Annotated in this window: 11 protein-coding genes; 2 read left to right on the top strand and 9 right to left on the bottom strand. The window is 51.1% G+C overall.

What is annotated here, in order from left to right:
- Positions 1 to 22: 22 nt before the first annotated feature.
- From HGH92_RS14010 to HGH92_RS13975, 8 genes are all read right to left on the bottom strand, one after another.
- Entirely contained in the window at positions 23 to 14161 is a 14139-nt protein-coding gene (locus tag HGH92_RS14010) for a gliding motility-associated C-terminal domain-containing protein (RefSeq protein ID WP_168871315.1), read from the bottom strand.
- Between the two features lie 383 nt (positions 14162 to 14544).
- The gene (atpA, locus tag HGH92_RS14005; RefSeq protein ID WP_168871314.1) at positions 14545 to 16122 is read right to left on the bottom strand and encodes a F0F1 ATP synthase subunit alpha; all 1578 of its coding nucleotides are present in this window, start codon (positions 16120 to 16122) and stop codon (positions 14545 to 14547) included.
- Between the two features lie 82 nt (positions 16123 to 16204).
- Entirely contained in the window at positions 16205 to 16765 is a 561-nt protein-coding gene (gene atpH, locus HGH92_RS14000) for an ATP synthase F1 subunit delta (protein WP_168871313.1), read from the bottom strand.
- Between the two features lie 61 nt (positions 16766 to 16826).
- Complete coding sequence (atpF, locus tag HGH92_RS13995) at positions 16827 to 17321, bottom strand: F0F1 ATP synthase subunit B (RefSeq protein WP_168871312.1); 495 nt, start codon at positions 17319 to 17321, stop codon at positions 16827 to 16829.
- Positions 17322 to 17474: 153 nt separating this feature from the next.
- Positions 17475 to 17732, bottom strand: a complete 258-nt coding sequence (gene atpE, locus HGH92_RS13990) for an ATP synthase F0 subunit C (RefSeq protein ID WP_078670146.1) — start codon at positions 17730 to 17732, stop codon at positions 17475 to 17477.
- A 37-nt stretch (positions 17733 to 17769) separates the two neighbouring features.
- Complete coding sequence (gene atpB, locus HGH92_RS13985; protein WP_168871311.1) at positions 17770 to 18945, bottom strand: F0F1 ATP synthase subunit A; 1176 nt, start codon at positions 18943 to 18945, stop codon at positions 17770 to 17772.
- A gap of 244 nt (positions 18946 to 19189) precedes the next feature.
- Complete coding sequence (locus HGH92_RS13980) at positions 19190 to 20950, bottom strand: ABC transporter ATP-binding protein (RefSeq protein WP_168871310.1); 1761 nt, start codon at positions 20948 to 20950, stop codon at positions 19190 to 19192.
- Positions 20951 to 21076: 126 nt separating this feature from the next.
- Positions 21077 to 23278 (bottom strand): hypothetical protein, encoded by a 2202-nt coding sequence (locus HGH92_RS13975; protein ID WP_168871309.1) that lies wholly within the window; start codon positions 23276 to 23278, stop codon positions 21077 to 21079.
- Between the two features lie 266 nt (positions 23279 to 23544).
- Between HGH92_RS13975 and HGH92_RS13970 the strand changes: the two genes are divergently transcribed.
- Positions 23545 to 24228 (top strand): response regulator transcription factor, encoded by a 684-nt coding sequence (locus HGH92_RS13970; RefSeq protein ID WP_168807594.1) that lies wholly within the window; start codon positions 23545 to 23547, stop codon positions 24226 to 24228.
- A 169-nt stretch (positions 24229 to 24397) separates the two neighbouring features.
- Entirely contained in the window at positions 24398 to 25456 is a 1059-nt protein-coding gene (locus HGH92_RS13965) for a sensor histidine kinase (protein WP_168871308.1), read from the top strand.
- Positions 25457 to 25462: 6 nt separating this feature from the next.
- Here the strand turns inward: HGH92_RS13965 and HGH92_RS13960 are convergent, their stop codons facing one another.
- Entirely contained in the window at positions 25463 to 26791 is a 1329-nt protein-coding gene (locus HGH92_RS13960; RefSeq protein ID WP_247654884.1) for a porin, read from the bottom strand.
- Positions 26792 to 26898: the final 107 nt, after the last annotated feature.

The raw sequence follows: 26898 nt of genomic DNA, 5'->3' as shown, positions 1-26898 counted from the left end.
TGTGGACCGGTTTTTAACATGATTACCTCATCAATTCTATCCATCCTTTGTAAGACCTTTCGCTTCCGTCTGCCGCTCTGAGCTTCAGTACGTAGTAATAAGTGCCTTCGCTCAATCCATGGCCATCCCATTCATTCTGATAGTTTTTGGATTGATATACCTGATTACCCCAACGGTTATAAATAAAGAGCGATGAATTAGGATAACGGGAGATACCGATGATAATAAAGCGATCGTTTTTGCCGTCACCGTTAGGCGTGATCACATTGGGGATGAAGATATCATCACCTGATACCGTCACTGGCTGTGTAACAGCCGTGTTGTTAGACAAGTCCGGATCTTTTACTACACTGGTGACGGTAGCTGCATTCACAACGGTGCCCTTGTTGTTGATCCGTGCGGTCAGCTGCATCGTGGCAGTTTGCCCGGATGCCATTACCGGCACTTCCCACACTACGATCCTTGACACCGCATCATAATGGGTGACACCCGCACTTACATCAATTCCACCAATAAGATCAAGGTTACCGGTAAGCGTATCCCTCACCACGATAGTCTGTGCTGAATCCGGGCCGGCGTTGGTCAGTGTTATCCGGAATACGGCCTTACCACCTGTTTGCAACGGCTCATTGTTCAGCAGCACTTTTTTCAACTGGAGGTCAGCCAGTTTCAGGAGCAGCCGTTGTTCCACTTTTGTAACAATTGTCCCGCTTGTATTGTTGGCCGGATTGGTATCAATAGCACCATTCGGGGCAATAATTGTAGCGGTATTGCTCAGCGTGGCCGGCTGCGGCACTGTTCCCCTGACGCCCAGCCTTACCTCTCCACCGGCAGGGAATGTGCCAATGGTGGCCGTTATGGTACCGTTGCTGACATCCACCTTCACATTGGCGGCGCCGCCATTTACGGTAAGTACTGCCCCGCTGATATTATCAATGCCTACGGGCAATATGTCGGTGACAACTGCGCCGTCGCCTGCGGCCAAACCATTATTCCTGGCAGTGAGGATGTAGTTGATGGTATCGCCGGTGCTGGCGGTTGGCGGGCCGGATTTATCGATGGCCAGGTCAAGGTTTCGTTGCACCGTAGTGGTGGCAGATGCATTAAAGGTATTGCCTTCAGCGGTGGCGGTGGCGTTGTTGGTAAGCACACCGGCAAAGACCGGACTTATCTGTCCTTTTACGAGGATATGGAGCATATTGTCTCCGCCGGCAGGTACCATGGCGGTGACATTGATCGTATTACCGCTGCCGTTGCCACCGCTGATCACCCGGGCGGTACCGGTCACTGTGGTGGTCCAGCGTATGCCTGTAACAGTGGCAGGCACTATGTCCTGTACTGTTACCAGGCTAAGGTCACTGATACCCGGATCAGAAACAATGATGTCATATTGAATGCTGTCGCCCGCGGCGGCTGTCGCCGGAGCTACTTTCACCAGTCCAACGGTAGTAGTCTTGATGATGTTGGTTGTTACCGTATCACTGGGTACCTGACGGCCATCGGCGGTAGTCAGTAATGCACTGTTGGCAATGCCGCCGGCGGCGGCACTAGCAGCCACCTTTCCATTGATGATCACCCGGATGCTGTTACCTGCTCCCGCATCGATGTTGCCGGCTACGTTTACATTATTGCCACTTCCACTGGTATTGGCGGTCACGGTAGCGTGCCCCTCAGCCGCTGCCTGCCAGGTGACATTTGTTACGCCGGCAGGGACAATGTCGGTAATACGGATGCCTTGCGCATTGGATGGCCCCAGGTTGGTGGCAGTAAGTACATAGGTAATCGTACCGCCGGCGCTCACTAGCTGCGGACCTGTTTTGGTAATCGCCAGCATTGCCTGGTTGGTGACAACTGTTGTCACCGACGACGGATATACCTGACCGTTATCATCGGTAGTCAGGGCGGTATTGCTGATGGTACCGGTGAAATCCGGAGCAATCACACCATGGATGATCACCTGTATATTGTTGCCTGCTCCCGCCGGCACATTGCCTTTAAAGGAGAGCTGCTGTGAGGTGCCGGATACCGGCGTGCCGGCAGCCAGCGAGGCAGCGCCCTGTGTAACAATATTCCAGGACACCTGTCCTATTTGCGGTGGAATAACGTCTGCAATGGTGGCGTTCAACAAGTCGGACGGACCGGTATTGCTGAGGTTTAGCGTGTATACGATCGCGCTGCCGGCGGCGGCTTTCGCCGGGCCTGACTTCGCAAATACCACCCCGGGATGCTGTACGAGCTGTGTTTGCACACTATCCTGCGCTACCACGCCGGTATTATTGGATACGGTGGCTGTATTCTTTACGATACCAGTCGCATTGGAAGCAATAGTGCCGGTAATGGTGACAAGCACGCTATGACCTGCGCCAGCCGGTATATCAGCTTTCACACTCACATTGTTGCCTGTGCCGGCGCTACTGCCGTATATCACCGCGTTATTGCCGGTGGCCGTCCACGTTACATTACCTACTGCCGCCGGCACCACATCAGCGATGGTAATGCCTGTTGCATTGGAAGGCCCGTTATTGGTGACTTGCAAAGTATAAGTAATACTGCTGCCGGCGGCCAGTGTATCCGGACCGGACTTACTGAGCTGCAGCGCTGTCTGCGAGGTGACGGTGGTAACCACCGGTGGCGTATTAACAGTATTACCGCCGTATGTATAGCTGGCGGTATTGGTAATAGTACCTGCCAGTGCCGGGTCAGTATCCCCTTCTACAGTGATGACAACGCGGTTGGCAGCACCTGCCGGCACTCCGGCTGTCAGCGTCACATTGCCTGCGTGATTAGAGATATTACCACCCTGTATCACTGCATTGCCAAATGCTGTAGCAGACCACACAGGGTTCAACAGCTGTGCCGGCAGCAGGTCGCTCACCTGGACATTGGTGGCATCACTCGGACCGCCATTGCTAAGCACCAGGCTATAACTGATATGTCCGCCGGCAGCCACGGTAGCCGGGCCGGATTTCGTAAGCTGCACTGCGGCCTTGTTGTATACAATCGTCATCACGCGGTTAGATGGCGTGATGGCGTTGTTCAGTGTAGCCGTGGCCGTATTACCAATGGTGTCTGTATTGACGAAGGAAGCCTGCAATACCCCGCTAATGGTGATATGTACACTGTTACCGCTGCCCTGCGGAATATTGGCTGTCAGCGTTACATTACCGGTCTGGTTCTGCAGATTGCCTCCGTTGATGGTCGCTCCGCCATTGCTGTTGGCAGACCAGCTTACCTGTTGCAACTGAACCGGCAGCAGGTCAGCGATCTGGATATTGGCAGCATCGGACGGGCCGTCATTATACACATCAATGGTGTATGTCATCATACTACCGGCGGCGGCAGAATCGGGACCGGCCTTCACCACCCGCAGTTTGCTCAGCTGTGTTAATATTGTTTGTGCCGTATCGGTTACCGGTACGCCATTGGCCGGCGTGATGGCCGCAACGTTGGTAATGACGCCGGCCGGGGCGGCAGCATCTGTTTGTGCATTGATCGTCACCATAACAGTACCGCCGGCAGGGATATCTGCTTTGAAGTTCACGTTGCTGCTGCCGTTGGTGATGTTACCTCCCGTAATGGCAGCACCGTTGGCGGCTGTCGCTGTCCAGGTGGCATGCTGCACCTGTTGCGGCAACACATCAGTGACAGTGGCGCCTACAGCGGTAGACGGACCATTATTGGTCACCGCGATACTATAGGAAATGTTGCTGCCGGCAGCTAATGTAGCCGGACCGGATTTGGTGATCACCAGTCCCGGCGTATTGGTAATACGGGTATCCACCGTATTGCTCAGCGTTGTTCCGGCAACAGCCCTATTACTGATGGTGCCGTCAAATGAAGGATTTGTTGTTCCGTTGATAGTCACCGTAACAGCGCCGCCCGCCGGGATATCGGCTGTCAGGTCTACATTACCGGTGCCGGTGCCAGGATTGGTAATAGTAGCATTGCTGGCGGTACCGCTCCAGCTGACGTTGGTCACCGCCGCAGGCACTGTATCCCGGATAATAACACCGGTAGCATTGGATGGCCCGTTATTACGGATGAGTAACGTATAGGCGATACTGTTACCTGCCACGGTGTTGGCCGGGCCTGATTTTACAATAGTGATGCCGGTAGAAGCTGTCACCACAGTGTTAACAGTGGCGATAGCCGGCAACGGATCGATTACCCCGGCCGGCGGCATGGCAGTGGCAGTGTTCACCAGCGGTCCGGTGAAAGCCGGGTCTACAACGCCTTTCACCTGTATGGTAACCTCCCCGCTGTAAGCAGGGATATCTGCATTTAAGGAGATATTGTTACCTATGCCGCTGCTGCTGCCCACCACAGCGCCATTTGTAGCAGTAGCAGTCCAGGTCACGTTTCTTACAGCGGCAGGCACCATATCCTGTATGGAAGCGCCCATGGCATCAGCCGGACCATTATTCGTTACTGTGAGCACATAATCAATTGTTTCGCCGGCGAACATGGCTGTTGGCCCAGACTTGCTGATACGCAGGTCTACTGACCGGTTCACAGAAGTCACTACGGAACTGGTTTTGGTGCCTCCTGCTTCCACGACCACGGTATTGGTGATGGTCGCCGCTGCGGTGGTTTTCACGGTACCATTCACGGTGATGGTGATCATACCGGAGCTGCTGCCGCCTATTGCACCGGTCAGGTTGATGTTATTACCCGTGCCGCTGGCCTGTGATACGCTGGCATTACCGCTAACAGTGGCGGTCCAGCTGCTGACAGTAATATCAGCGGGCACCGCATCAGCAATGGTGATGCCTGTTGCATCGGAAAGCCCGGTATTCGTCAACACAATGGTGTAGGTGATCGGATCATTTACATTCACCGATGCGGGGCCGGATTTAGACAGCAATACACCGATATCGGTCGTGATGACGGTAGACACGCTGCTGCTGTTATTGGCCGGAATAGTTTCCGTCACATCGGCCGGAGGCGTTACGGTAGCGGTATTGCTGATGGTGCCGGTAGCAGAAGGATCTACGGTGCCATTGATGGTCACAGTAATGGCGTTGCCGTTGCCTGCAGCAATGTCACCGGTGAGGGTGACGGTGTTGCCGGTAATCACTGGCGCCACAGCAGCTGCATTGCCCGTGGTGACCGCTGTAGCATTGTTGATGATAATGCTGGACGGTATTGCATCAACAATCACCGCATGGTCTACGTCAGAAACGCCGCGGTTAGTGATTTGCAGCTGATAGGTAATATCCTGGCCGGCATTGATGTTGGCCGGGCCGGATTTCACCATTACAAGATCGGCCTGACGGCTGACCGCTGTAATGGCGGTAGCATTTACCGGCTGAGGATTGTCCACATCTGCCGGAGGCGTTACCGTTACAGTATTACTGATATTGGTACCGTTAACGGTAGATGGATCTATTTTTCCTTTCACCGTGATAGTAATGCTGCTGGTATCAGCGGCCATATCTGCTGTGAAGTCTACATTGCCGGTACCGCTGCCGGTAGACACAATGGTGTTCGGGCCTGAGGACACTGCTGTCCATACCGGTTGGAGAATACCAGGCGGGATAGCGTCGTGGATAGTGACACCCTTCAGGTTGGAAGGACCAGCATTCCTCACGGTAACGATATAAGTAATGTTGGAACCGGCTACAGCACTGCCCGGGGCACTCTTCACCACACGCAGGCTGCCACTGCGGCCCACGCTGGTATTAACAGTAGAAGATACCGGCGGCTGACCGCTGATAACTGCGGTAGCCGTATTGGAAAGCGTAGTGCCGGTAAAGTCAGGATTCAGTGTGCCCGTTACCGTTATATCGATACCATTGCCGGCGCCGACCGGAATATTGCCTGTCAGTGCAACGTTACCGGAACCACTGGCAGCACTGACTGTAGCCGCACCGGTGGCGGCAGCCGTCCATGCCGGCTGCTGAATAGCGGGATCTATCACATCATTGATGGATATATTCACCGCATCGGAAGGGCCGTTATTGGCCAGATGAACAGTGTATTTTATCTGGTCGCCGGCAAACGCTTTGCCGGGCCCGTTCTTCACGATATCCAGATTAGATTCGCTATAGATAGTGGTCACCGCTGTATCACGGGCCGGTACCGGTTGGTCCGGAGAAGACACATTCGCTATGTTAACCAGCGCCGGTCCGGTATAGTTGGCATCTACAATGCCCTGTACCACCACCAACGCGCTGCTCACCGGCGCGCCGGAAGGCATATCAGCGGTAATGGCAATCTGGTTGCCCGTACCGGTTTGGCCGGCAGTAATCACTGTATTGCCCAATCCGATCACAGCCCAGCTTACGCTATGAATGGCAGCAGGCACCGTATCCCGGAACTGTACACCTATGGCGTTGGATGGCCCATAGTTTCTGAAGCCCATCAGATACGTGATATATGCCCCTGCAGCAATCCTGTCAGGACCGGCTTTCACCACGGCCAACGACACTTGTTTCACCACATGTGTAGTAGTTGTATTGGACATTACAGGCGGTTGTCCTGCGGCAGCGGCCTGTGCTACATTGGAAATATCACCTGTAAACGCCGGGTCTACTGTACCATGAATAGTGATAATGATCATATTACCAGCGCCTGCCGGCAGTGTACCGGTAACGGGTATATTATTGCTGCCTGCACCATTGGCGGTTTGCAGGGTGGCGGTGCCCCTTGCCTGGGCCGACCAGCTGATGTTCTGTACAAATGCCGGCACAGCATCGGTGACGGTTACACTGGCGGCATCTGATGGCCCCGGGTTGGTAACCGTCAGTGTAAAGGTGATATCACCACCTGCTGCCACAGTATCCGGCGCTGCCTTCACAATTTGCAGCGACGGTTTGTTCTGCACATTTGTGACCACGGTATCGCTCCACACGGTATCCTTCGCCTGCATGGCCACATAGCCGTTGTTACGCAGTATACCTGTATATCCCGGTGCTACGGTGCCGGTAACGTCAACGAATATATGATTCCCCGTCCCGGCAGGCAGATTACCGGTCACCAGAATATTATTGCCACTACCGCTATTGCCGGTCAGTACCACGCCGTTTGCAGCCACAGATGTACTCCAGGCAACATTGCTGATCTCCGGGGGCACTACGTCCTGAATCTTCAGGTTACGGGCGTCAGACAGGCCATAGTTGGTAGCAACCAGGCGGTAGGTGATCTGTTCACCGGCATTGATCTGAGCCGGACCTGTTTTAATAAGGGATATCTGGGGATTATTGAGTACCATGGTAGATACTTCACTCTCCACAGATGGCTGACCCGTTACTCCTGCTGTGGCCACATTGCTCAATGTACCGGCAGCAGCAGGATTCACGGTACCCTGTATGGTCACTGCCACTTTACCGGTACCAGCCGGAATATTGGCTGTGACCTGCAATTGGTTGCCGCTACCGGTAGCACCGTTACTGATGGTAGCACCGCCAGATATTACAGACTGCCACTGTACGTGTTGTACGGTGGTGTCAATCATGTCTGTAATGCTCACGTTCTGTGCGTCGGAAGGACCGGCATTGGTAACTGTGACCACATAGGTGATCTGGCCTCCGGCCGATATGCTGGCCGGACCGGCCTTGCTAATCTGCAATTGTGGTTTATTGATCACCACTGTGTTAACGGTATCAGACATTACCGGCGGTTGTCCGCCAGCTGTTCCGCTGGCAAAGTTTGTCAGCACACCGCTAAAGGACGGCGAAACTGTACCTGTGACAGTGATCAAAATCGTATGATCGTTACCGGTAGGAATATTACCGGTCACCTGAATATTGTTGCCTGTACCGGTGGCGCCGGCGGTAACGGCGGCACTTCCAGCAGCTGTGGCCGTCCAGCTCACATTGGTAAGGTCTGCGGGTACTGCGTCTGTAATAACCGCTCCCTGAGCATCAGACAATCCATGATTGCCGACAGTCACGGTATAGGTTACCTGCTGCCCTGCGGCCACCGTATCCGGAGCGCTCTTGCTCAGGCTTAGTGCCGGTACATTGCGTACAGTTGTCACCACCACTTCTGAAACAGCGGTATGTCCGCCACCGGCATCTACGGTGGCCCGGTTCGTGAATTGACCGCTAAATGCAGGATCTATCTTACCTGCTATCAGCATCAACACATAGTTACTGTCTCCCGCAGGGACATCAGCCACCACATGGGCAATATGGTTGGTCACGTCTTTGGAATCCACCCTGGCATTACCGAAGCTGGTAGTGGTAACGGAAGGGTTCTGCACCGCTGCTGCGATGGTATCCGCAAAAGCCACGTTGGAGGCATCAGAAGGACCGGTATTGGTCAGCTTCAGCACATACAACAGGGTTCCGCCGGCTGTAGCGGTGGCTGGCCCTTGTTTCGTGATGACCAGCCCTGGCTGTTGTCCGATGGTAGTCACTACCTCATTGGAGTTCACCGGCTGTTTACCAGGCACTGTTACAGTGGCGGTGTTCACGATATTACCGGTAGCGCTGCTCATCACAGTACCGGTGATAGTGATGGTTATTCCATTGTTGCCGCCGGCAGGAATATTCGCATTCACGCTTACATTATTACCCGTACCGGTAGCGCCACTGTTGACAACAGCCGAACCGGAAGCGGCGGCAGTCCAGCTGACATTACGAATAGAGTTAGGCCCAACGAGGTCGGTAATAGTAGCGTTCACGGCATCAGAAGGACCAGTATTGCCTACCGTCACCGTATACACGATGGCGGTACCTGCATTAACGGTAGCAGGCCCGGATTTCTGTACCTGTAACCCTGGTTGTACCAGCACAACTGTTTTATTGGTGGCAGTAGCGGAATCAACTCCTGTCAACGTTGCTGTGGCCGTATTTACCAGCGTATCGGTAGCGGCGGCATTCACAACGCCGTTTACCTGCACCTGTACGATGTTGGCCGCACCGGCAGGGACGTTTACCGTGGTCCGTACCGTATTACCACTGCCGGACACTGGTGCGCCGGACGCCACAGAAGCCACACCCAGCGCAGTTACGTTCCACGTAACGTTCTGAATATTGACAGGGACCAAATCCTGTAGTATAATACCATTAGCGTCAGACGGACCGGCATTGGTCAGCCTGATCAGATAACTGATGCTATTTCCGGCTATTACGGTACCGGATGCCGGTCCTGCCTTGGAAAGGGTAAGGCCGGTCTTCTTGTTGAGAACAGTATTAACAGTATTGGAGGATACCGGTGTTTTGCCGGACGGTGTAACGGTGGCGGTATTGGTAAAGCTGCCGGTAGCGGCAGGGTTGATCAGTCCTTTGATAGTCACCAGGACACTGTTGTTATTACCTGCCGGAATACTGGCAGTGAAATTCACATTACCGGTACCGGCAGTCTGGCTGACAGTGGCGCTGCCTTGTACGGCAACTGTCCAGGAAGCGTTCTGTATGGCAGCTGGTAATACGTCTGCCACGGCGGCATTACGCAGGTCTGAAGGACCGGCGTTGGTAAGTTGCAGCTGATAGGTAATACTATCACCGGCTACCGCTTGCGCAGGGCCGGATTTGGATACGGTAATGTTGTACTGCGGATCAGGATCATCTGTGTCGGTAGAGGTATTACGCGCAGGGTTAATGTTTGTGTAACCGGCCGGAATAGCGGCTGTGGCCGTATTCACCAATGAGCCGGTAAAATTAGCCGGGATGTTTAACGTCAACGTATATACGATAGTTGAACCTGCCGGGAGATTTAACGGCTGGTCAATAGCCCCGTTACCGGAAATCGCAGGCTGTGCTCCGTCAGGAGAAACGGCTGTCCATGAGGCAACGGTAATGCCTGTGGGAAGCGGGTCCCGGAAGGTAGCGCCCATCAGATCGGAAGGTCCTTTGTTCACCACCGTGATCTTATACTGCGTTGTTGTGCCCGGGACATATAACGGCGTATTATCTGTTTTATCTACAGTCACCTCCACACTCCTGCCCACAGGCGTTACAACAGATGCGCTGTCAACGCCGGGGTCCACATCTCCGGCGGGCGGCGTGAGGTACACGACATTACGCAGGCTGCTGCCACTGAATTGTGATGCTACCTTTCCGGTAACAGTCAGGACAACAGACTTTCCGGGAGGCATGGTCAGTCCTGACCACTGCTGACTAACAGGATCATATGTTCCTTCAGCAGCGGAAAAAACTGCGCCCAGGAAACCTGCCGGCAGCGAATCCGTCACTATAATAATTTCATTAGGCTGAATAGTGGACGGCCCATTATTGGTAATGGTAATGGTATAGGTCAACGGTTGCCCGGCCACCACCGTGGACGGCGTAGCCGTTTTAGCCACTACCAGGTCTGTCACGGCTGCTGTTACCTGTATGGTCACCGTAGCGGTAGCGCAGGCGCCCTGGTTGTCACATACCTGGTACACATAGGAATCTGTACCGGTAAATCCGGGAGCAGGCGTATAGGTAAACGTACCGTCGACACGTTGTACGACCTGACCGTGCGCCGGTGGCGTAACCGGTGTAGCCGTTACCGTTAGCGGCTGGTTTTCCGGGTCACTGTCGTTTGTCAGTACGTTACCGCTTACCGCCACATCGCGTGGCGTAGTGTATTGATCATTCACTGCCACCGGCGGATTGTTGGGCACGGTGCCCGTCACGGTAGAAGTATTGTTGCTCTGGTCAGGGTCCGGCATGTCTGCCGGAGAGGCCACCACGCCGGTATTAGCCATCACGTCTCCACCTTTGGCGGTTGACGCTACCGTGCCTCTGACAGTAATCACTACTTTGTTGCCTGTGGCAAAAGGTATGTTAGCCGTGGTGTTAATGGTAGGCCCATTGCCTGAGGTATTACTTAAAGAAACGCCTGCACCGGTGGTAACAGCCGTCCATGACGGGTTACTCATCAATGCTGGCAGCACGTCCTGTATAGAGGCGCCGGTAACGTCAGAGGGACCGAGGTTTTCTGCCGTTAACGTATATACGAGCGAACTGCCGGTCTTATAGGTATTGCCCGCATCAGATTTGGTGATTTTCAGATCGGCCTGGCGCCGGTAGGTGAGCACCACCGTATCCACGGAAGCGGGACAGTTGCCGTTGGTGATCGTCCAGGTGAGCGTGGCGCTGGTATTGGGTTGCAGCGTGACGTTGGTATTTGGGTTGCTGTTGCTTGTGACGGTAGCGGTACCACTGATCACGGCCCAACTGCCCGTACCATTTACAGGTGTATTGGCGCTCATGGTAAAGAGGCCGTTGTTGTATTTGGTTTGGTCCGGACCGGCATTGGCAACAGTCGGTGCTGCGTTTACTGTGATTTGTACCGTATCGGCCGTAGTAGCGCAGGCACCGCTGCGGATGGTCCACACCAGCTGGTAAATGCCTGGCACCATGTTCTGCAATGCCGTATTATTCTGGTTAGGGCTGACAACGGTCACCGTATTAGGCCCCGCGATCTGTGTCCAGGTGCCCGTTCCCGGTGCAGCCGTATTACCTGCCAGCGTAGTACCGGTAACGTTACACAGCTGCTGGTCGGGGCCTGCATTAGCTGCCGGTCCCGGCGCACTGATATTCACGATCACTGTATCGGCCAGCGCCGGACAGGAACCGTTGCGGGTAGTCCATGCGAAAGCATAACTACCGGTTACCAGGCCGCTGACACCCGTATTATTTTTGGTAGTATCGGCAAAGATGGCGGTATTGGGGCCGCTGAGCTGGCGCCAGCCGCCGGTGCCTACCACCGGCGCAGTAGCCGCCATGGTAGTGGCAGTGACGCTGCAAAGGTTTTGGTCCGGCCCTGCCAACGGAAGACTGGCCGATGCGTCTATCCTGAGTTGCATAGTGTCCGCAGAAGCCGCGCAACTACCATTATTTATCGCCCATTCAAAAGTGTAGGTGCCTGTCACCAGGTTGTTCACGCCGGTAGTGGCCAGGTTGGGATTGACGATGGTAGCTGTATTTGGACCGGTCAACTGTCGCCAGGTACCGGTACCGGTAACCGGGTTATTACCGCTTAGCGTGGCAGACGTTACACTACACAATGCCTGATCAGTACCGGCATTGGAAGTCGTAGGTTTATTACGGACAAAAGTGGTGTCCCGCAGAATATTATTACACCCGCCCCCTGATGGCGCAGCATCGCACTCATGGTTAGGGTTGGTAGGCACCGCCACCGCAGGATCAGAAGCATCCACGTCAAGGTCAGTAGCTGAGCGCAGCAGGCTGGCTTCGAAGATGGCCAGGTCCGCAGGCGCCTGTGTGGTAACAACAACGGAAAAAACATACGTAGCCGCGGCGCCGCTGCTGAGGGTAACAGAATCGGTATATCCGATATTGGGAATGGAGCTGCCAATGCCGAAAGAACCGCCACCTGCGGTGATCGTGCGGCTTACCAGGGAAATATTGTTGATGGCGGTGGGTACGCTGAAACTGAATTTGCCATTCACCGCAGAGTCAGGCCCGTTGTTGCGAATGTTGATCTGGATATTGTACGGCGTATTCAGACATCCCTGTTTGTTGGGCGGAGATACGGACGACACTACCTGCAGGTCCATATTACGCCGGGTATCCACTATATCGGTAGCAATATTATTGGCGGTATTAGCTTCAAATGCATTTGCCACCGTGGCTGTATTGGTAATGCTGTCAGGCGCGCCTACAGACACTTTCACAGGAATGGTAATAGGCGGATAGGAAGCGCCGGCCGCCAGTACGTCCTGACGTGTAGCCGTCATCGTAGCTCCTGCCATGTTAATGCTCCAGCCGGTGCCTGTGGGCGTTCCGGTAACAGTAAGCCCTGTGGGAATAACATCTGTCACTGTCACTTGGCTGACGTCCGGCTTGGCATCGGCGCCGTTATTGGAAATGGTCAGTACATAATTACCGTTTAGCCCTTTACGTAAGTTGCCGTTATGTGTTTTGGTAATAGCCAGGTCGGGCGCTATGATATTGGTGGAAACGCTGGAGGTATCGTTCGACGCGTCGGGGTCTGTGATGCCTGTAGCAGACGGGGTCACCCATACCTTATTGGTCAGTACTTTTCCCGGTGGCATGGAAGCCACGGTACCCGTGACCGTAAAAGTGCTGGTGCTGCTGGCCTGCATGTTCAGCGTGGCATTGGAGAAACTGGTGTTCGTATAGCCGGTGGCGGTATTACCTGCAAAGCCGTCATTGGAAAAAGCAACGTTGGAAATATTGAATCCGTTGGCCGGAGAAAACACGTCCTGTAACGGCAGTCCGCTGAGCGCAGAAGTTGTTTCGTTGTAAACAGTGACCTTATAGGTGAGTGCGTCCCCTACTTTGGCAATGGGTTTATCTACCAGTTTCTGTATACGGATATTACCGGGCGTGGTGATGATCAGGTTTCTCACTTCGTGGCGGTTATAGGCGCCGCCGGTAGAAGCGGCGAAGCCCAGTTTCATACGGGCCGGTGGAGGGGAAGTGAGGGTGATGGGGCCAAACAGTGTTTGCAGCGTGCCTCCCTGTACGTTAGTGGATTTTACGGTGAGGGTATATTGTCCGGTACCGGTAGGCAGTATAGTCACTTGCACGCGGCGGTAAAACTGTGTGGGCGTAGGACGTGTGCTGGTGACCACATCATAGTCCAGGGAGGTGCCCACTGAACTGCTGCCAAGGTAGGAGTAATTGGGCGCTGGTCCACGGGCCGAGATATAATCACGGTAAAGTGTGCCGCAGTTGGTGGATACGCCGCCTGATTTTCCTTCGCTGCAGTTAGCGAAATTACCATATTCATCGATGCCTACGCCTACGTAACCACCTGCCAGGCCGGTATTGCCGGTGGAGGTGGACTGTGCATACCCCAGGCTTCCACCCCTGGAGCCGAGGCTGAACGTGGAAGCAGTAATGTTGTCGTTGAACAGAAATACAGAAAAGCCGTCGCCGCCACCCAGACTGGGGTTACTACGTCTCCAGGCCACGTATTCAAAGTCCATCAGTACGCCCAGTGTAGATGGGAACCCGGCATTGACGAAGGCATAACCTACCTGGTTGCCCACGTCTTCTGTGAGCCGCAGCCATCCCTGCCCTACGGGGTCGTCTACGCCGGAAGTCAGTTTGGCGGCGCCACCGAGGGTAACGTTGCCGGTAGAACTACTTTTAAAATTTTCGGTGATGGTAAATTGCGCGCGGGCCGTCAGGGATAATAACAGGCAGGCACATACGAAGTGCCAGGCATCCGGGCGGATACGGACCATTCTTTTTACCACGCACAGGAACAAACGTAGACATACATCCATAGACAATACATTTAGACGGAGTATCTCTGGCCGGGACGGGACACAAACAGTCATGACTTCTCACATGCAACCAGTAACACTTGCAGAAATAGAAAATCGGAAATGATAAATCGTCTAAAGGGTGGTAAAGGTTATGAACGGGGTAAAAACATCAATTCGATCTTGGTCAGTTTAATTGCGATTGTGACCAAATATAAAAAGGCCGGTTCAATTAATAAAAAAAATCTACGTTAAAAAAATCCGTAACAGACTGAAAATAAATAATATGTAAATAATATTTATATCATATTTTTTAAATAATCGTATTGGATAACGTATAAAACAAGAAGCCTCTGCCGTATAACAGGCAGAGGCTTCTTTATAAAAAAGGATTAAGTGCTTGATTAGATGAACCGTGGTTTCAGTTCATTAGCCAGGGTGATCATTTTTTTGATACCATCTTCAGGCAGGTTACCTTTTTTGAACTCATTCAGTACGTCAGCAAGACGGACCTGCATTTCGTTCAGGAAGGCTTCTTCAAACGCACGTACCTGTTTAACAGGAACATCGCGCAGCAGGCCGTTGGTACCCAGGTAGATCATCGCTACTTGTTTTTCAACTGGCAGTGGGCTGAACTGAGCTTGTTTCAGGATTTCCACGTTACGGGCACCTTTGTCGATAACTGCTTTGGTAGCAGCGTCCAGGTCACCGCCGAATTTGGAGAAAGCCTCCATTTCGCGGTATTGTGCCTGGTCGAGTTTCAGGGTACCGGATACTTTTTTCATGGATTTGATCTGTGCGTTACCACCCACACGGCTTACAGAGATACCTACGTTGATCGCAGGACGTACACCGGCGTTGAACAGGTTACCTTCCAGGAAGATCTGACCATCGGTGATGGAGATTACGTTGGTAGGGATATACGCAGATACGTCAGATGCCTGTGTTTCGATGATCGGCAATGCAGTGAGGGAACCACCACCTTTTACCAGGTGTTTGATAGACTCAGGCAGGTCGTTCATGTTTTTAGCGATCTCATCGTTGTTGATGATTTTCGCTGCACGTTCCAGCAGACGGCTGTGCAGGTAGAATACGTCACCAGGATAAGCCTCACGGCCGGGAGGACGTTTCAGCAGCAGGGACACCTCACGGTAAGCAACGGCCTGTTTGGACAGGTCATCGTACACGATCAGGGCAGGACGGCCGCTGTCACGGAAGAACTCACCGATAGCAGCACCGGCGAACGGAGCGTAGAACTGCAGCGGAGCAGGCTCAGATGCAGAAGCAGCAACGATCACAGTGTAAGCCATGGCACCGGCTTCCTGTAAGGTTTTCATTACACCCGCAACGGTAGATGCTTTCTGACCTACGGCTACGTATATACAGAACACAGGTTTACCTGCGTCATAGAATTCTTTCTGGTTGATGATGGTGTCGATACAGATAGCTGTTTTACCAGTCTGACGGTCACCGATCACCAGCTCACGCTGGCCACGGCCGATAGGAATCATCGCGTCGATCGCTTTGATACCAGTCTGCAGCGGTTCTTTTACCGGCTCACGGAACAATACGCCAGGAGCTTTACGTTCCAGTGGCATTTCGTACAGCTGACCGGAGATAGGGCCTTTACCATCGATAGGTTCGCCCAGTGTATTTACCACACGGCCTACCAGACCTTCGCCCACGTTGATGGAAGCGATTTTGCCGGTACGACGTACTTTATCACCTTCTTTGATATCCTGAGACTCACCCATCAATACCACACCTACGTTATCTTCTTCCAGGTTCAATGCAATCGCTTTTACGCCATTGCCAAATTCAACCAGTTCACCATAACGCACATTTCCCAAACCGTAAATGCGGGCGATACCGTCACCCACCGACAATACTGTACCTACCTCTTCGAGATCGGCAGAAGCATTGAAGTTGCTTAACTGCTGGCGTAATATCGCCGAAATTTCATCAGGTTTAATATCAACCATAATTATGCTTTTAAAAAAAGTCGTTAAAAAAGTTAGTATAACGACAACAGCTTTGCGTGTACGCAGCGGCTGCTGTTTTCATTTAGCGTATCGCGGATACGTAAATATTCTGACTGAATTGTTTTTTAATATCATGCAGGTCGCGTGCTACGGAAGCATCGAACAGCTTGTCGTTGCCTTCGAGCACAAAACCACCGATCAGGTCTGCGTCCACGGCAGTTTCCAGCTGTACCTGCTGCGGTATCTCGCTGGCCACTTTCTGACGGATCGTGTCCAGGGTAGCGCTGTCCAGCTCTACCGCTGTAGTGATCTTCACTACACTGATATTTTTAATGATGTTGTACTGGCGGGTGTATTCCACTGCAATTTCAGGCAGGAAAGATTCACGCGCCTTGGTGATCAGCAGGTTGACAAAAGCCAGCGTGGTAGCGCTTACACGGCCATCCAGGATGGCGGCCATGATTTTTTGTTTTTTATCGGCCTTGATGATCGGGCTTCTCAGCAAATTCACCACATCGCGGTTAGACTTCACCAGTTGCTGCAGGAACAGCATGTCGTTCTGCACCGCTTCCAGCTGGCCCTTTTCCTGAACCAGGTCAATCAATGATTTCGCATACCTTGATGCTAAACGGGGATTCTGCATATATGCTTATAACTTTAAGCCGTCAGCCTCCGGCAATCACCGGAGGCCAACAGTTAATATCTTAATTCAGTTTAATTTCTCCGGCCAGTTGTTTCACATAAGATTCCTGTGCTGATTTATCAGACAGTTCTCTTCTCAGCACTTTCTCAGCCACTTCAACCACGAGGCTGCCCACCTGGTTTTTCACATCCGTTAACGCAGCCATTTTCTGGTTTTCGATAGCGGTGTAAGCTTCAGAGATGATTTTTTTAGCTTCCGCCTGTGCCTGCGCTTTCGCTTCACTGATGATCGCGTCTTTCGCCTCTTTTGCTTCTTTCAGAATTTTGCTTCTTTCAGCTTTAGCTTCAGCCAGTACATGCTCATGCTCAGCTTTCATCTGCGCCATTTCTTCTTTTACTCTTTCAGCAGAAGCAATGGAGTCTGCGATAGAGCCTTCCCTTTCTTTCAAAGTAGCGAGGATCGGAGTCCAGGCAAATTTTTTCAGGATCAGGAATACGATGATGAAAATGACGAATGAAATTGCAAACAAACCTAACGCAGGGAGCAACAGATCCATGTTATTTGAATTTTATTATTTTGATATTTAGATATTTAGACATTTACTGATTTCAGCAATCGAGAGATCAATAAATCTCCAAATAATAAAATGCCGAAATGAAAGATTACTGCATCCATTGCCCTGTGCGCCGGATGCAGTAAAAAGTTTGGCTTACAGAACTACCGCCAGCAGACCAGCGATTACACCGAAGAGGGCAACACCCTCAACCAGCGCAGCAGCCAGGATCATGTTCGCACGGATGTCGTTAGCAGCTTCTGGTTGACGAGCGATAGACTCCAGAGCGCTTTTACCAATGTTGCCCACACCGATACCAGCAGCGATAGCAGCGATACCAGCACCAACAGCACCACCAGCTTTAGCTAAACCAGATGCAGCAGCAGCCTGCAATAAAACAGTCAAAAGTGCCATAATGAATATGTATTTGTATTTAAGAAATTACTATTGATTAGTGGTGGTCATCATGTCCACCTTCCATGGCCTGGCCAATAAATACAGCTGTCAGGTTGGCAAAAATGAACGCCTGAATAAATGCTACCAGCAGCTCCAGCATCATCATTACAATGTTGAAGACAATGGTCAGCGGCAGGAAGCCGTAACCGGCTGCTTTATTCAGAGAACCAAATATGAACACCAGGGAAATAATACTCAGGATGATAATGTGACCTGCCAGAATGTTGGCGAACAACCTGATCATCAGGGAAACAGGCTTGGTAAACACACCGATCAGCTCTACCGGAGCCAGGATAACCTTTACGCCAAAAGGCACCGGAGGGTTAAAGATGTGACCCCAGAAATGTTTGTTGGTGGCCAGCATAGTGGCTATAAAGCTGATGATGGCCAGTGCGGCAGTCACCGCAATATTACCGGTCACGTTGGCAGAACCAGGCAACAGGCCCAACAGGTTGTTGATCAGGATAAAGAAGAATATGGTCAGTATGAACGGTACATACTTTTCACCTTTTTTACCAGGGATGTTTGGTTTCACCACCTCGTCACGCATGAAGATGATCACCGGCTCTACCAGGCTCTGGAAACCTTTAGGCGCTTTTTTGGAACCACGTACACGGTAAGCCTTAGCTACGTTCAGCATCAATACGATCAGCAGAATGGCTGCAATCAGCATGGAAGTAACGTTCTTCGTCATGGAGAAATCATAGATCGTTTCACCGGTAGGCATATCGTTCGCATCCACTGCGATAACCCTGCCTTCTATGAATTTCGCCGGGTCCAGGCCTTTCTCGTGCAGATAGTGCGCATTTACAATACGGTAACCTTCGTAAGCCTCATGACCATGGTGGAAATGAGAAGCGGAAAATACAGAAAGACCACGCGCAGGGTTATAAATGATAACCGGCAGCGGCACACTGTAATGTGACTCGCCAATGCTGAAAAAATGCCAGTCATAGGCATCCTTAACGTGACCGAGAATTACTTCCTTAGCATCAAATTTTTTGGGTTCTGCCGCTTCTTCACCATGAGCAGGCTGTTCTGTTGCATGCCCCTCTGTTGCATGTTCAGAACCTTCTGCAGGCGCTGCATAGGAAAAATTACCAAAACCGTGAAGGCCTAAAACCATCACAAGTGCTACCACTCTGTGTTTGAACTTATTGAAAGAAATCACCGTTTTCTGAAATTTTGCGCAAAGATAAACGTTTTTATGTCAAAAATTCAGCGACTATGGAAAAAATGATGTGGATAATGTAAATATATTGATACCCAATGCTTTAAATCGCTCCTGAAACATGCCTGCTTTCAAGAAAAGAACATAAAAAATGGCAGATCTTTTAACGATCTGCCATATATATTTTTTCATCATTTATGCAATGTGTTTGCAACTGCGTCAGGGCCGCAGCCGGATGGTATCCCTACACCTTATTTGCGTTAAACTGCATACTGTGCAGCTTGTAATAAAAGCCCTCCAGTTTCAGCAACTCCTCATGGGTGCCCATCTCCTTAATTTCCCCCTTGTCCAACACGATAATTTTATCAGCCTTGCTGATGGTAGACAACCGGTGCGCAATGATCACCGCGGTACGGTCTGCTATCAGCTTGTCAATAGCCTGCTGGATCATCATCTCGGATTCAGTATCTACGGAAGAGGTGGCTTCATCCAGGATCAGAATAGCCGGGTTGTACAACAGCGCCCGCACAAAGGAGATCAGCTGACGCTGCCCTAAGGACAAGGTACTGCCACGCTCCATCACCTGGTAGTCATACCCGCCGGGCAACTGCATAATGAAGTCATGTATCCCGATCAGCCGGGATGCTTCCTCCACCTGCTCCCGGGTAATGGCCTTGTTATGCAGGGTAATGTTATCGTAAATAGAGCCGGAAAAGAGGAACACGTCCTGCAACACCACCCCTATCCTGCTGCGCAGCGCCTCCAGCGAATAAGCCGGCAGCTCAATATCGTCGATCTTAATGCTGCCTTTCTGGATTTCGTACAACCGGTTCAGGATGCTGATAATGGTGGTCTTGCCGGAACCGGTATGCCCCACGATCGCCACCGTATCGCCCGGATTAGCATGAAAGGTAACATCCTTCAACACATAACGGTCATCTACATAAGCAAAAGACACATGGTCAAACGTGATAGCGCCTTTCATCTGCTCTCCCTTCTCATGCCCCCTGTCCGGAATGTAATCCTGGTTGTCCAGGATCTTGAACACCCGCTCACTGGCCACCATACCCATTTGAAGGGTATTGAACTTATCCGCCAGCATACGCAGCGGACGGAACAGCATGTTGAGGTACATGATAAAAGCGATCATCACGCCCTGGGTCACTTCATAGTTCAACACCTTGTTGGACCCCCACCATACCATCAGTCCCAGCGAGATGGCCAGGATGATTTCCACCACCGGGAAAAACACGGAATATGCAAAAATGGCGTCTATATTCGCCTTGCGGTGCTCCTTGTTGATCTGTTTGAACCGGGCCTGCTCCCGCTTTTCCGAAGTAAAGGCCTGTACTACCACCATACCAGTCAGATGCTCCTGCACAAAGGCGTTGAGCGCCGATACGGCGTTGCGCACCCGGTAGAATGATTTATTCACGCTTTCCTTAAAAACATAGGTGGCAAAAATCAATATCGGGAAGGGCGACAGGCTGACCAGCGTCAATCGCCAGTCTTCGATGAACATCACCACCAGTATCGCCAGGATGGTCAGCAGATCAGAGACGATGGAAATAATCCCTTCTGAAAACACATCATTGATCGCTTCAATGTCATTTACGGTACGGGTGGTCAGCGTTCCAATCGGCGTTTTATCGAAAAACGCCAGGTTCAGGTGGACGATCTTCTTGTATACCGCCACCCGCAGGTCTTTTACCACAGACTGTCCCAGCCAGTTGGTCAGATAGGAAAAGTAAAACCGTACCACCGTTTCTACCGCCAGCAAAGCGATTTGAACAATAGTGACGGTCACCAGCATCTGCAGTAACTGGTTAGCGATATATTTATCAACGGTAACCTGGATCAGATAGGGCCTTAACGGGGAAATCACGGCGAAGATCACCGTCATCACCATAGACAGGTACAATGCCCGTTTGTAAGGCGCCGCAAATGTGAAGATGCGTCGTAGTAAACTGAAATCAAATACTTTCTTTACGGCCAGATTTTCCAATGGAATTACGTTTAAGCTAAACTATATAACAAACCTAGCACAATATCGTAAAAGCGCAAACTGCATAAAAAAACAGGGAGCGCAAAAAATGCTGCGCTCCCTGTTTATATTACGTTCTTCAGGTTTTTATTTCTTCTCGTCTTTCATGATCTGGCGGTAGGCCTTGATGAAGATGGCGCCCAGGTTTTTGTGTGGTGGCACATAATCACTGAACAGTTCGCGGTTGCGGGCGTCCGGTGCAAATTTTTTGGCCAGCTGCGCCCACATCACTACCCAGTCCACATTTTTACCGGCACGTACCACATCTTCCAGGCTGTGGATGATAGGTTCGTTCACAAAACGGGTACCTACCTGTTTGGAAGAAATGATATGCGCTTCAGGAGATTTCTCCAGTACGGTGGCCAGGTTGTGATATCCGCCGCAGGAGCCCAGCACCACGATCTTGGCGGAGCTCTGCAGGTTGTCCAGCGTGGTGTTGATATGGTAACTGTGACCACGGTGGATAAACACTGTCGGATGGATATCGTTCTCATCAAGGTATTCAGACAGCCGCTGTATGGCTTCCTTATCCCCCGGTTCATCTATCGGCAGATTGGCGTAGATGGTGGTAGGCTTGCCTTTCAGCGAAGTAATGGTTACCCAGTATTTGTTTTTCACCGCTCTCCATTCGGAAGACGGGAAGTTGGTCATAAAGCTGGCGTAAGATTCCTGTCCGTCTTTGTCGCCATAGAAAAACACCTGTTGGTACACACGGCCGCTATCATTCTGAAGGGTATTGAAACCTACATAGTTGATCGGTGGCAATGACAGTTCAGCCGCGATGTCTGTGGCTTTGGAAGAATCGTTTTCTCCTTTGGCGGACTCTGTTTCAAACAGGCTGGTGAGCAGCTGGTAGATAACAGTGCCTCTTCTGTCGTTATGTTTCTTTACATAAGCCAGGTTCTTTTTCACTTCAGCGCGGAGGAAATTGAGCAGTTTCTCATCACGGATGCTGCCAAAGGAGTTGGCCACGTCCACGGCATCTTCCAGGTCTTCGGTTTTCTCCAGGTTCTGCACATATTTCTGCATCAGGTAGTTGGAATTTTCCGGCGCCATGGATTTCAGGAAGTTGTCCAGGGTATTGAAGCCCGCAGCCATCGCGATAAATTTCTTGAAGCGGTCAAAGTTGACCATCATCAGTAAACTATCGCCGCGTGGCGGTTTCATACGTACCATCATCTGGTCGTACAAACCGGCGTTGTTATGATTGGTATAGCTGGAAGTGTACAGTTCTTCCTGGCCGTTGATGATCAGGTAATACAGTTCTTCCGGCGTAAAGTCTTTTACGATGCGGAAGCGTACGTTGGCCGGCTCTTCGTGCAGATCGTTTACTTCGCGGATATACAGCAGTGATTTGGCCTGCATGTTTTCCATCATGGCTTTCATACCAAAAGGATTGCGGCCTTCGGCTTTCATTTTCTGCAGCGCGACCATCGATTTCACCATCTGTTTGTAGTACTGGTAGTCGTTGTCAACGATCTTCTCCAGTTTTTCCACGGAGATGGAACCGTCCATCAGCTGATCAATGAAAGGCAGGATTTTGGTGCTCTGGGGAGATTGACCGATGCGGACAATCAACTGCACCACGGGGTCCTGGTTTCTTTTGATCACATTGGCCATGGGCGTATAGGAAGTAGCGTAGGTAAGCACCTGGTTGGGGTATTTACGGGCTACTGCCGCAATGATGGAGTCTGTTCCCGGGAAATCCAGATAGGCCTGTAATTTGGGCATGACGGTTTCCAGGTTATTGAACGCGTATTTGGAGAAGACTTCTCCTCTTGCGTCCTTATACCCCTGGTTATCGTGGAAGATTTCGATAATACGTTCGGAACCGCCGAAAGAAAGGTTTTTGACATAAGGTGAAATGCTCTTCCCTTTAATGTCCGCCCGCATCATATCGCGGTAAGCGGTGATCATTGCCGGCGCTTCTTCCGGTTCAATGAGGCCGCGGGCCCTTTTCTGGTTGTAGTCTTTCAGCACGGTATACAAACCGGTGAGGTATTTTACCTTGAGACGATGGTCCAGCGAGGAATCCCGTTCTATCTCCATCTGCATGTCGTCCACCTGTTTCATGATGGCGTTGGTGACCTGGAGATTGATGGTCTGGTCTTCAGACACTTTCACGAAATCGTCTGCCTTGCCGTCAAACTTGGAGGCTGCAGCCTGTTCTTTGTCAATATTGTCATGGAGCCCCTGCCTGTTAATCGGTATCTGTATGTGACCGTTTTGCGCATGCACCCAACTGCTTTGAGAAGCAACGAGCATTAACAGAAGTAGAATTTTTCTCATTGTAGATGTACTTTTCACTTCGACCAGATAGCAAATTTACAACCAAATTATGAGAGCATCACGCTTTTCGTCTCTAATAAATAAGAATCAAAACGATACGGATATCAAAATAGCAGCATATCATACCAGAACAAATTTCTGTGTAACTTGCTGTTTGTCAATGTGAATAAGAGTGGTATTGAATTAACAATTTCATAATGTTAATTTTCCATTAATCACGGTCCCGGCTTTATAATTTTGTGCCGTCTTTTAAAAAGCAAATTTTTATGGTAGACCAAGCGGTTGCAGGAAAAATACTGGTTGTAGACGATGAGTTGGACATACTGGAGATTATCAGCTACAATCTCAAGACGGCGGGTTACGAAACCGTAACAGCCAAAGACGGCAGCGAGGCTATTCAGAAAGCGAAAATATTCCGGCCGGACCTCATTATGCTGGACATCATGATGCCCAACAAAAACGGCATCGACACCTGTCGGGAACTCAGAAAAATCCCTGACTTCAAGGACACCATGGTGCTGTTCCTCACAGCCCTGAACGATGAAAAATCTGAAATTGACGGTTTAAATATGGGCGCCGATGATTATATCGCCAAGCCTATCAAACCTAAATTACTGGTAAGCCGTATCAATGCACTGTTCCGCCGCCTGCACAAAGCAGAAGAAACAACCGTGCAACTGGGCGACCTCATTATAGACCGGGAGAAATTCACTGTTACGTATAAAGGCCAGGAGATCATTCTCGCTAAAAAGGAATTTGAACTGTTGCAACTGCTCGCCTCCAAACCAGGCCGTGTATTCCTTCGCAACGAAATCCTGAACCAGGTATGGGGCACGGAAGTAATCGTAGGTGACCGCACCATCGATGTACATATCCGTAAAATCCGGCAGAAAATAGGCATCGACCTGATCACCACTGTGAAAGGAGTAGGCTATAAATTTGAAATGTAAACAAAGGAAAACCTCATTCCCCCCTGTTATCACTGACGGAAACCACATTTTCTGCACCAGAACTATTGTTACCTGTTGATGCCTTCCATTGACGGCGAATGGCTTTTTTATGGCGAGAAAGAAATTTAAAGTAATTTCCCATTATTATACTAATTACTCACTTTGGAGTATGTTTAAAGCTAAAAACCTGTCCCCGCAGAAACTGGCGGGATTTACCGCCCTTATCCTGTCAGCCATCATAGCGCTCGGCAGCCTGCTGGTGGATGGTAACTGGCAAGTAATGCTGGGAGCCTTTGTCCTCACCTTCCTGGTGTCTTACTATCTCTATCTGTATACCCTGCAGAATTTCATCTACCGGAAAATCAAACTGATTTATAAGTTTATCTATCAGACAAAAGCTTCTAAAAGAGAAGAATTCTTTCAGAAAAATATCCTTCCCCTGAAAACCATCGAGGAAGTAAGTGAAGACGTGGAAAAATGGGCCAGCCAGAAAAAAGAAGAACTGGACAACCTGCGCCGCAACGAGGCATTCCGCAAAGAGTTCCTGCTCAATCTCTCCCATGAACTGAAAACACCCATCTTCGCAGTACAAGGTTACATCCACACCCTGCTGGACGGCGCACTGGAAGATCCCACGGTGAATAAAATGTTCCTGAAAAACGCCACAAAAAATATTGACCGGCTATGCCGCCTCATCGATGACCTCGATGAAATCTCCAAGCTGGAAAGCGGCGAAATGACCATCAACGCCGAGACATTTGTGATCCAGGACCTGGTAAAGGACGTATTCGACACGCTCTCCCTGAAAGCCAACACCAAAGGCATCAAATTCAATATCAAAAAAGGTTGTGAAGCGCCCATCCCGGTAGTGGCCGACAAAGAGAAGATCCGCCAGGTGCTGATCAACCTGGTCGACAACTCCATCAAATACGGCAAGCCCGATGGCCATACGGTGGCCAGCATCTACAATATGGACGGCAAACGTGTGCTGGTGGAAATCTCAGACGATGGTATCGGCATGGCGGAAGAACATCTGCCACGCGTGTTTGAACGTTTCTACCGTACTGACCGCGCCCGCAGCCGCGATATCGGTGGCACCGGTCTGGGCCTCGCTATCGTGAAGCACATCGTGGAAGCGCACGACCAGTCCATCACCGTACGCAGCAAACCGGAAATCGGCAGCACTTTCGGCTTCACCATGGAAGCCGGCAAAGAATCTATGTTGTAAAAATTGCTAAAACCGGTACTGCATCCGGCAGGTAAGCACATTGTCTTTAATGTCTGTAGTGTAACCAGACAGGCTGGTACTTTCATTCTCCACCCAGTCATAATACACCATGAACTTCAGGTGTTCGTTGGCATAATACAGGTATCCGAGTCCCCAGGTATTATAACGGATATCCGCTGCCGTGAGGTTGGAGCCAGGCGCGCCAATCTCTTTCCCGCTCACTTCCCTGTTAGGGTCGTACCAATCGTATTTTACAACCGCCTGGTGTTTTTCACTGCCCAGGTTCTGGATAAAATACAGGTAGGCGCCGTCGAAATTCCGGATGTACAATGGCAGTTTACGTCCCTGCGCATCCACCGGGATAACGCCCGGAGTCTCGGTAGTGGCGGCCGTAGCCGTCTGAGAGCCGCGAATATATTCCGCCCGGAATTGGGTATATCCTCTCTTAGGCCCGTTAGGAATTTTGAGTTGCACGTCCGCACCGTAATAGTGACGGGGCGCAATCCGGCCTACATTCAACACATTGGAGTCCAGCACAAATGTCTTTTGTCCGTTTACAGTGCCCATCCGGTAAATGGAAGGGGTGAACTGCTGCATGCCGCCATACAAAACAGACACGCCGCCTGACAGTATCCAATTGTTGCCTTTGAAGCGGTAAGGCTTCCAGGCAATACGGGCGATAAGGTCTTTATGACTGTCGAAGTCTGAAGTGGCGGTAAGTCCCTGCCCGTTGAACAGGCCAACGTCCACTTTCAGGTACCGCAGGGGATGATCTTTACGACGGGGCTCAAAGGAGACCATCGCGCCAAGGTCACGCTCTGTTTTCATCAGTATCTGCGACATCCGTCCACGCTCCGGCGTTTCACGGTCGGCCGATGACAGGTTCACCTCATATCCGAAAGGCCGCGCAAACATACCGCCCACCAATGAAAAGAGGTTGAACTTCGTGTCAAATACTCTTCCGTAGAAATCGCGGATAAATACGCCACGTTCGCTCCCGTCAAACTGGAATGCGAACTGCACCACCGGCATATCTTCATGGTTGTAACGCTCATAGTCCACCCGGATACGGCCACGGCGCAGTGAAAACCGGTTGTTGACAGCATCGGGGAAATCGCCTCCGGCGTAACTGCTGATACCTTTGGACTGTGCCAGCTGGAACTGAGGCTGGATATATCCGCTAAAGCGCAGTGCATCGTACTTATGGTACATGGAGATCATACCTTTTCCCAGTTCTGTGGTGGTATCAATCATATCCATGAGAAACTGTGCCTTTACGGACGTAAAGGACGTCAACAGTACTGCCATCAGCAGCAAGGATCTGAACAGTCGCATCTGCGCAAAAAATTTGCGCAAAAGTAGGATTTTCAGGGAGATATTTACTGCGAAGCTATCCGAGGGGCCCTGCCGCATCGCTCCTGCCCGGTTAATCCCTCGTTAAT

The sequence above is a fragment of the Chitinophaga varians genome, assembly GCF_012641275.1.
Taxonomy (GTDB): domain Bacteria; phylum Bacteroidota; class Bacteroidia; order Chitinophagales; family Chitinophagaceae; genus Chitinophaga; species Chitinophaga varians_A.
This window is presented reverse-complemented; position numbering and strand designations above follow the sequence as displayed.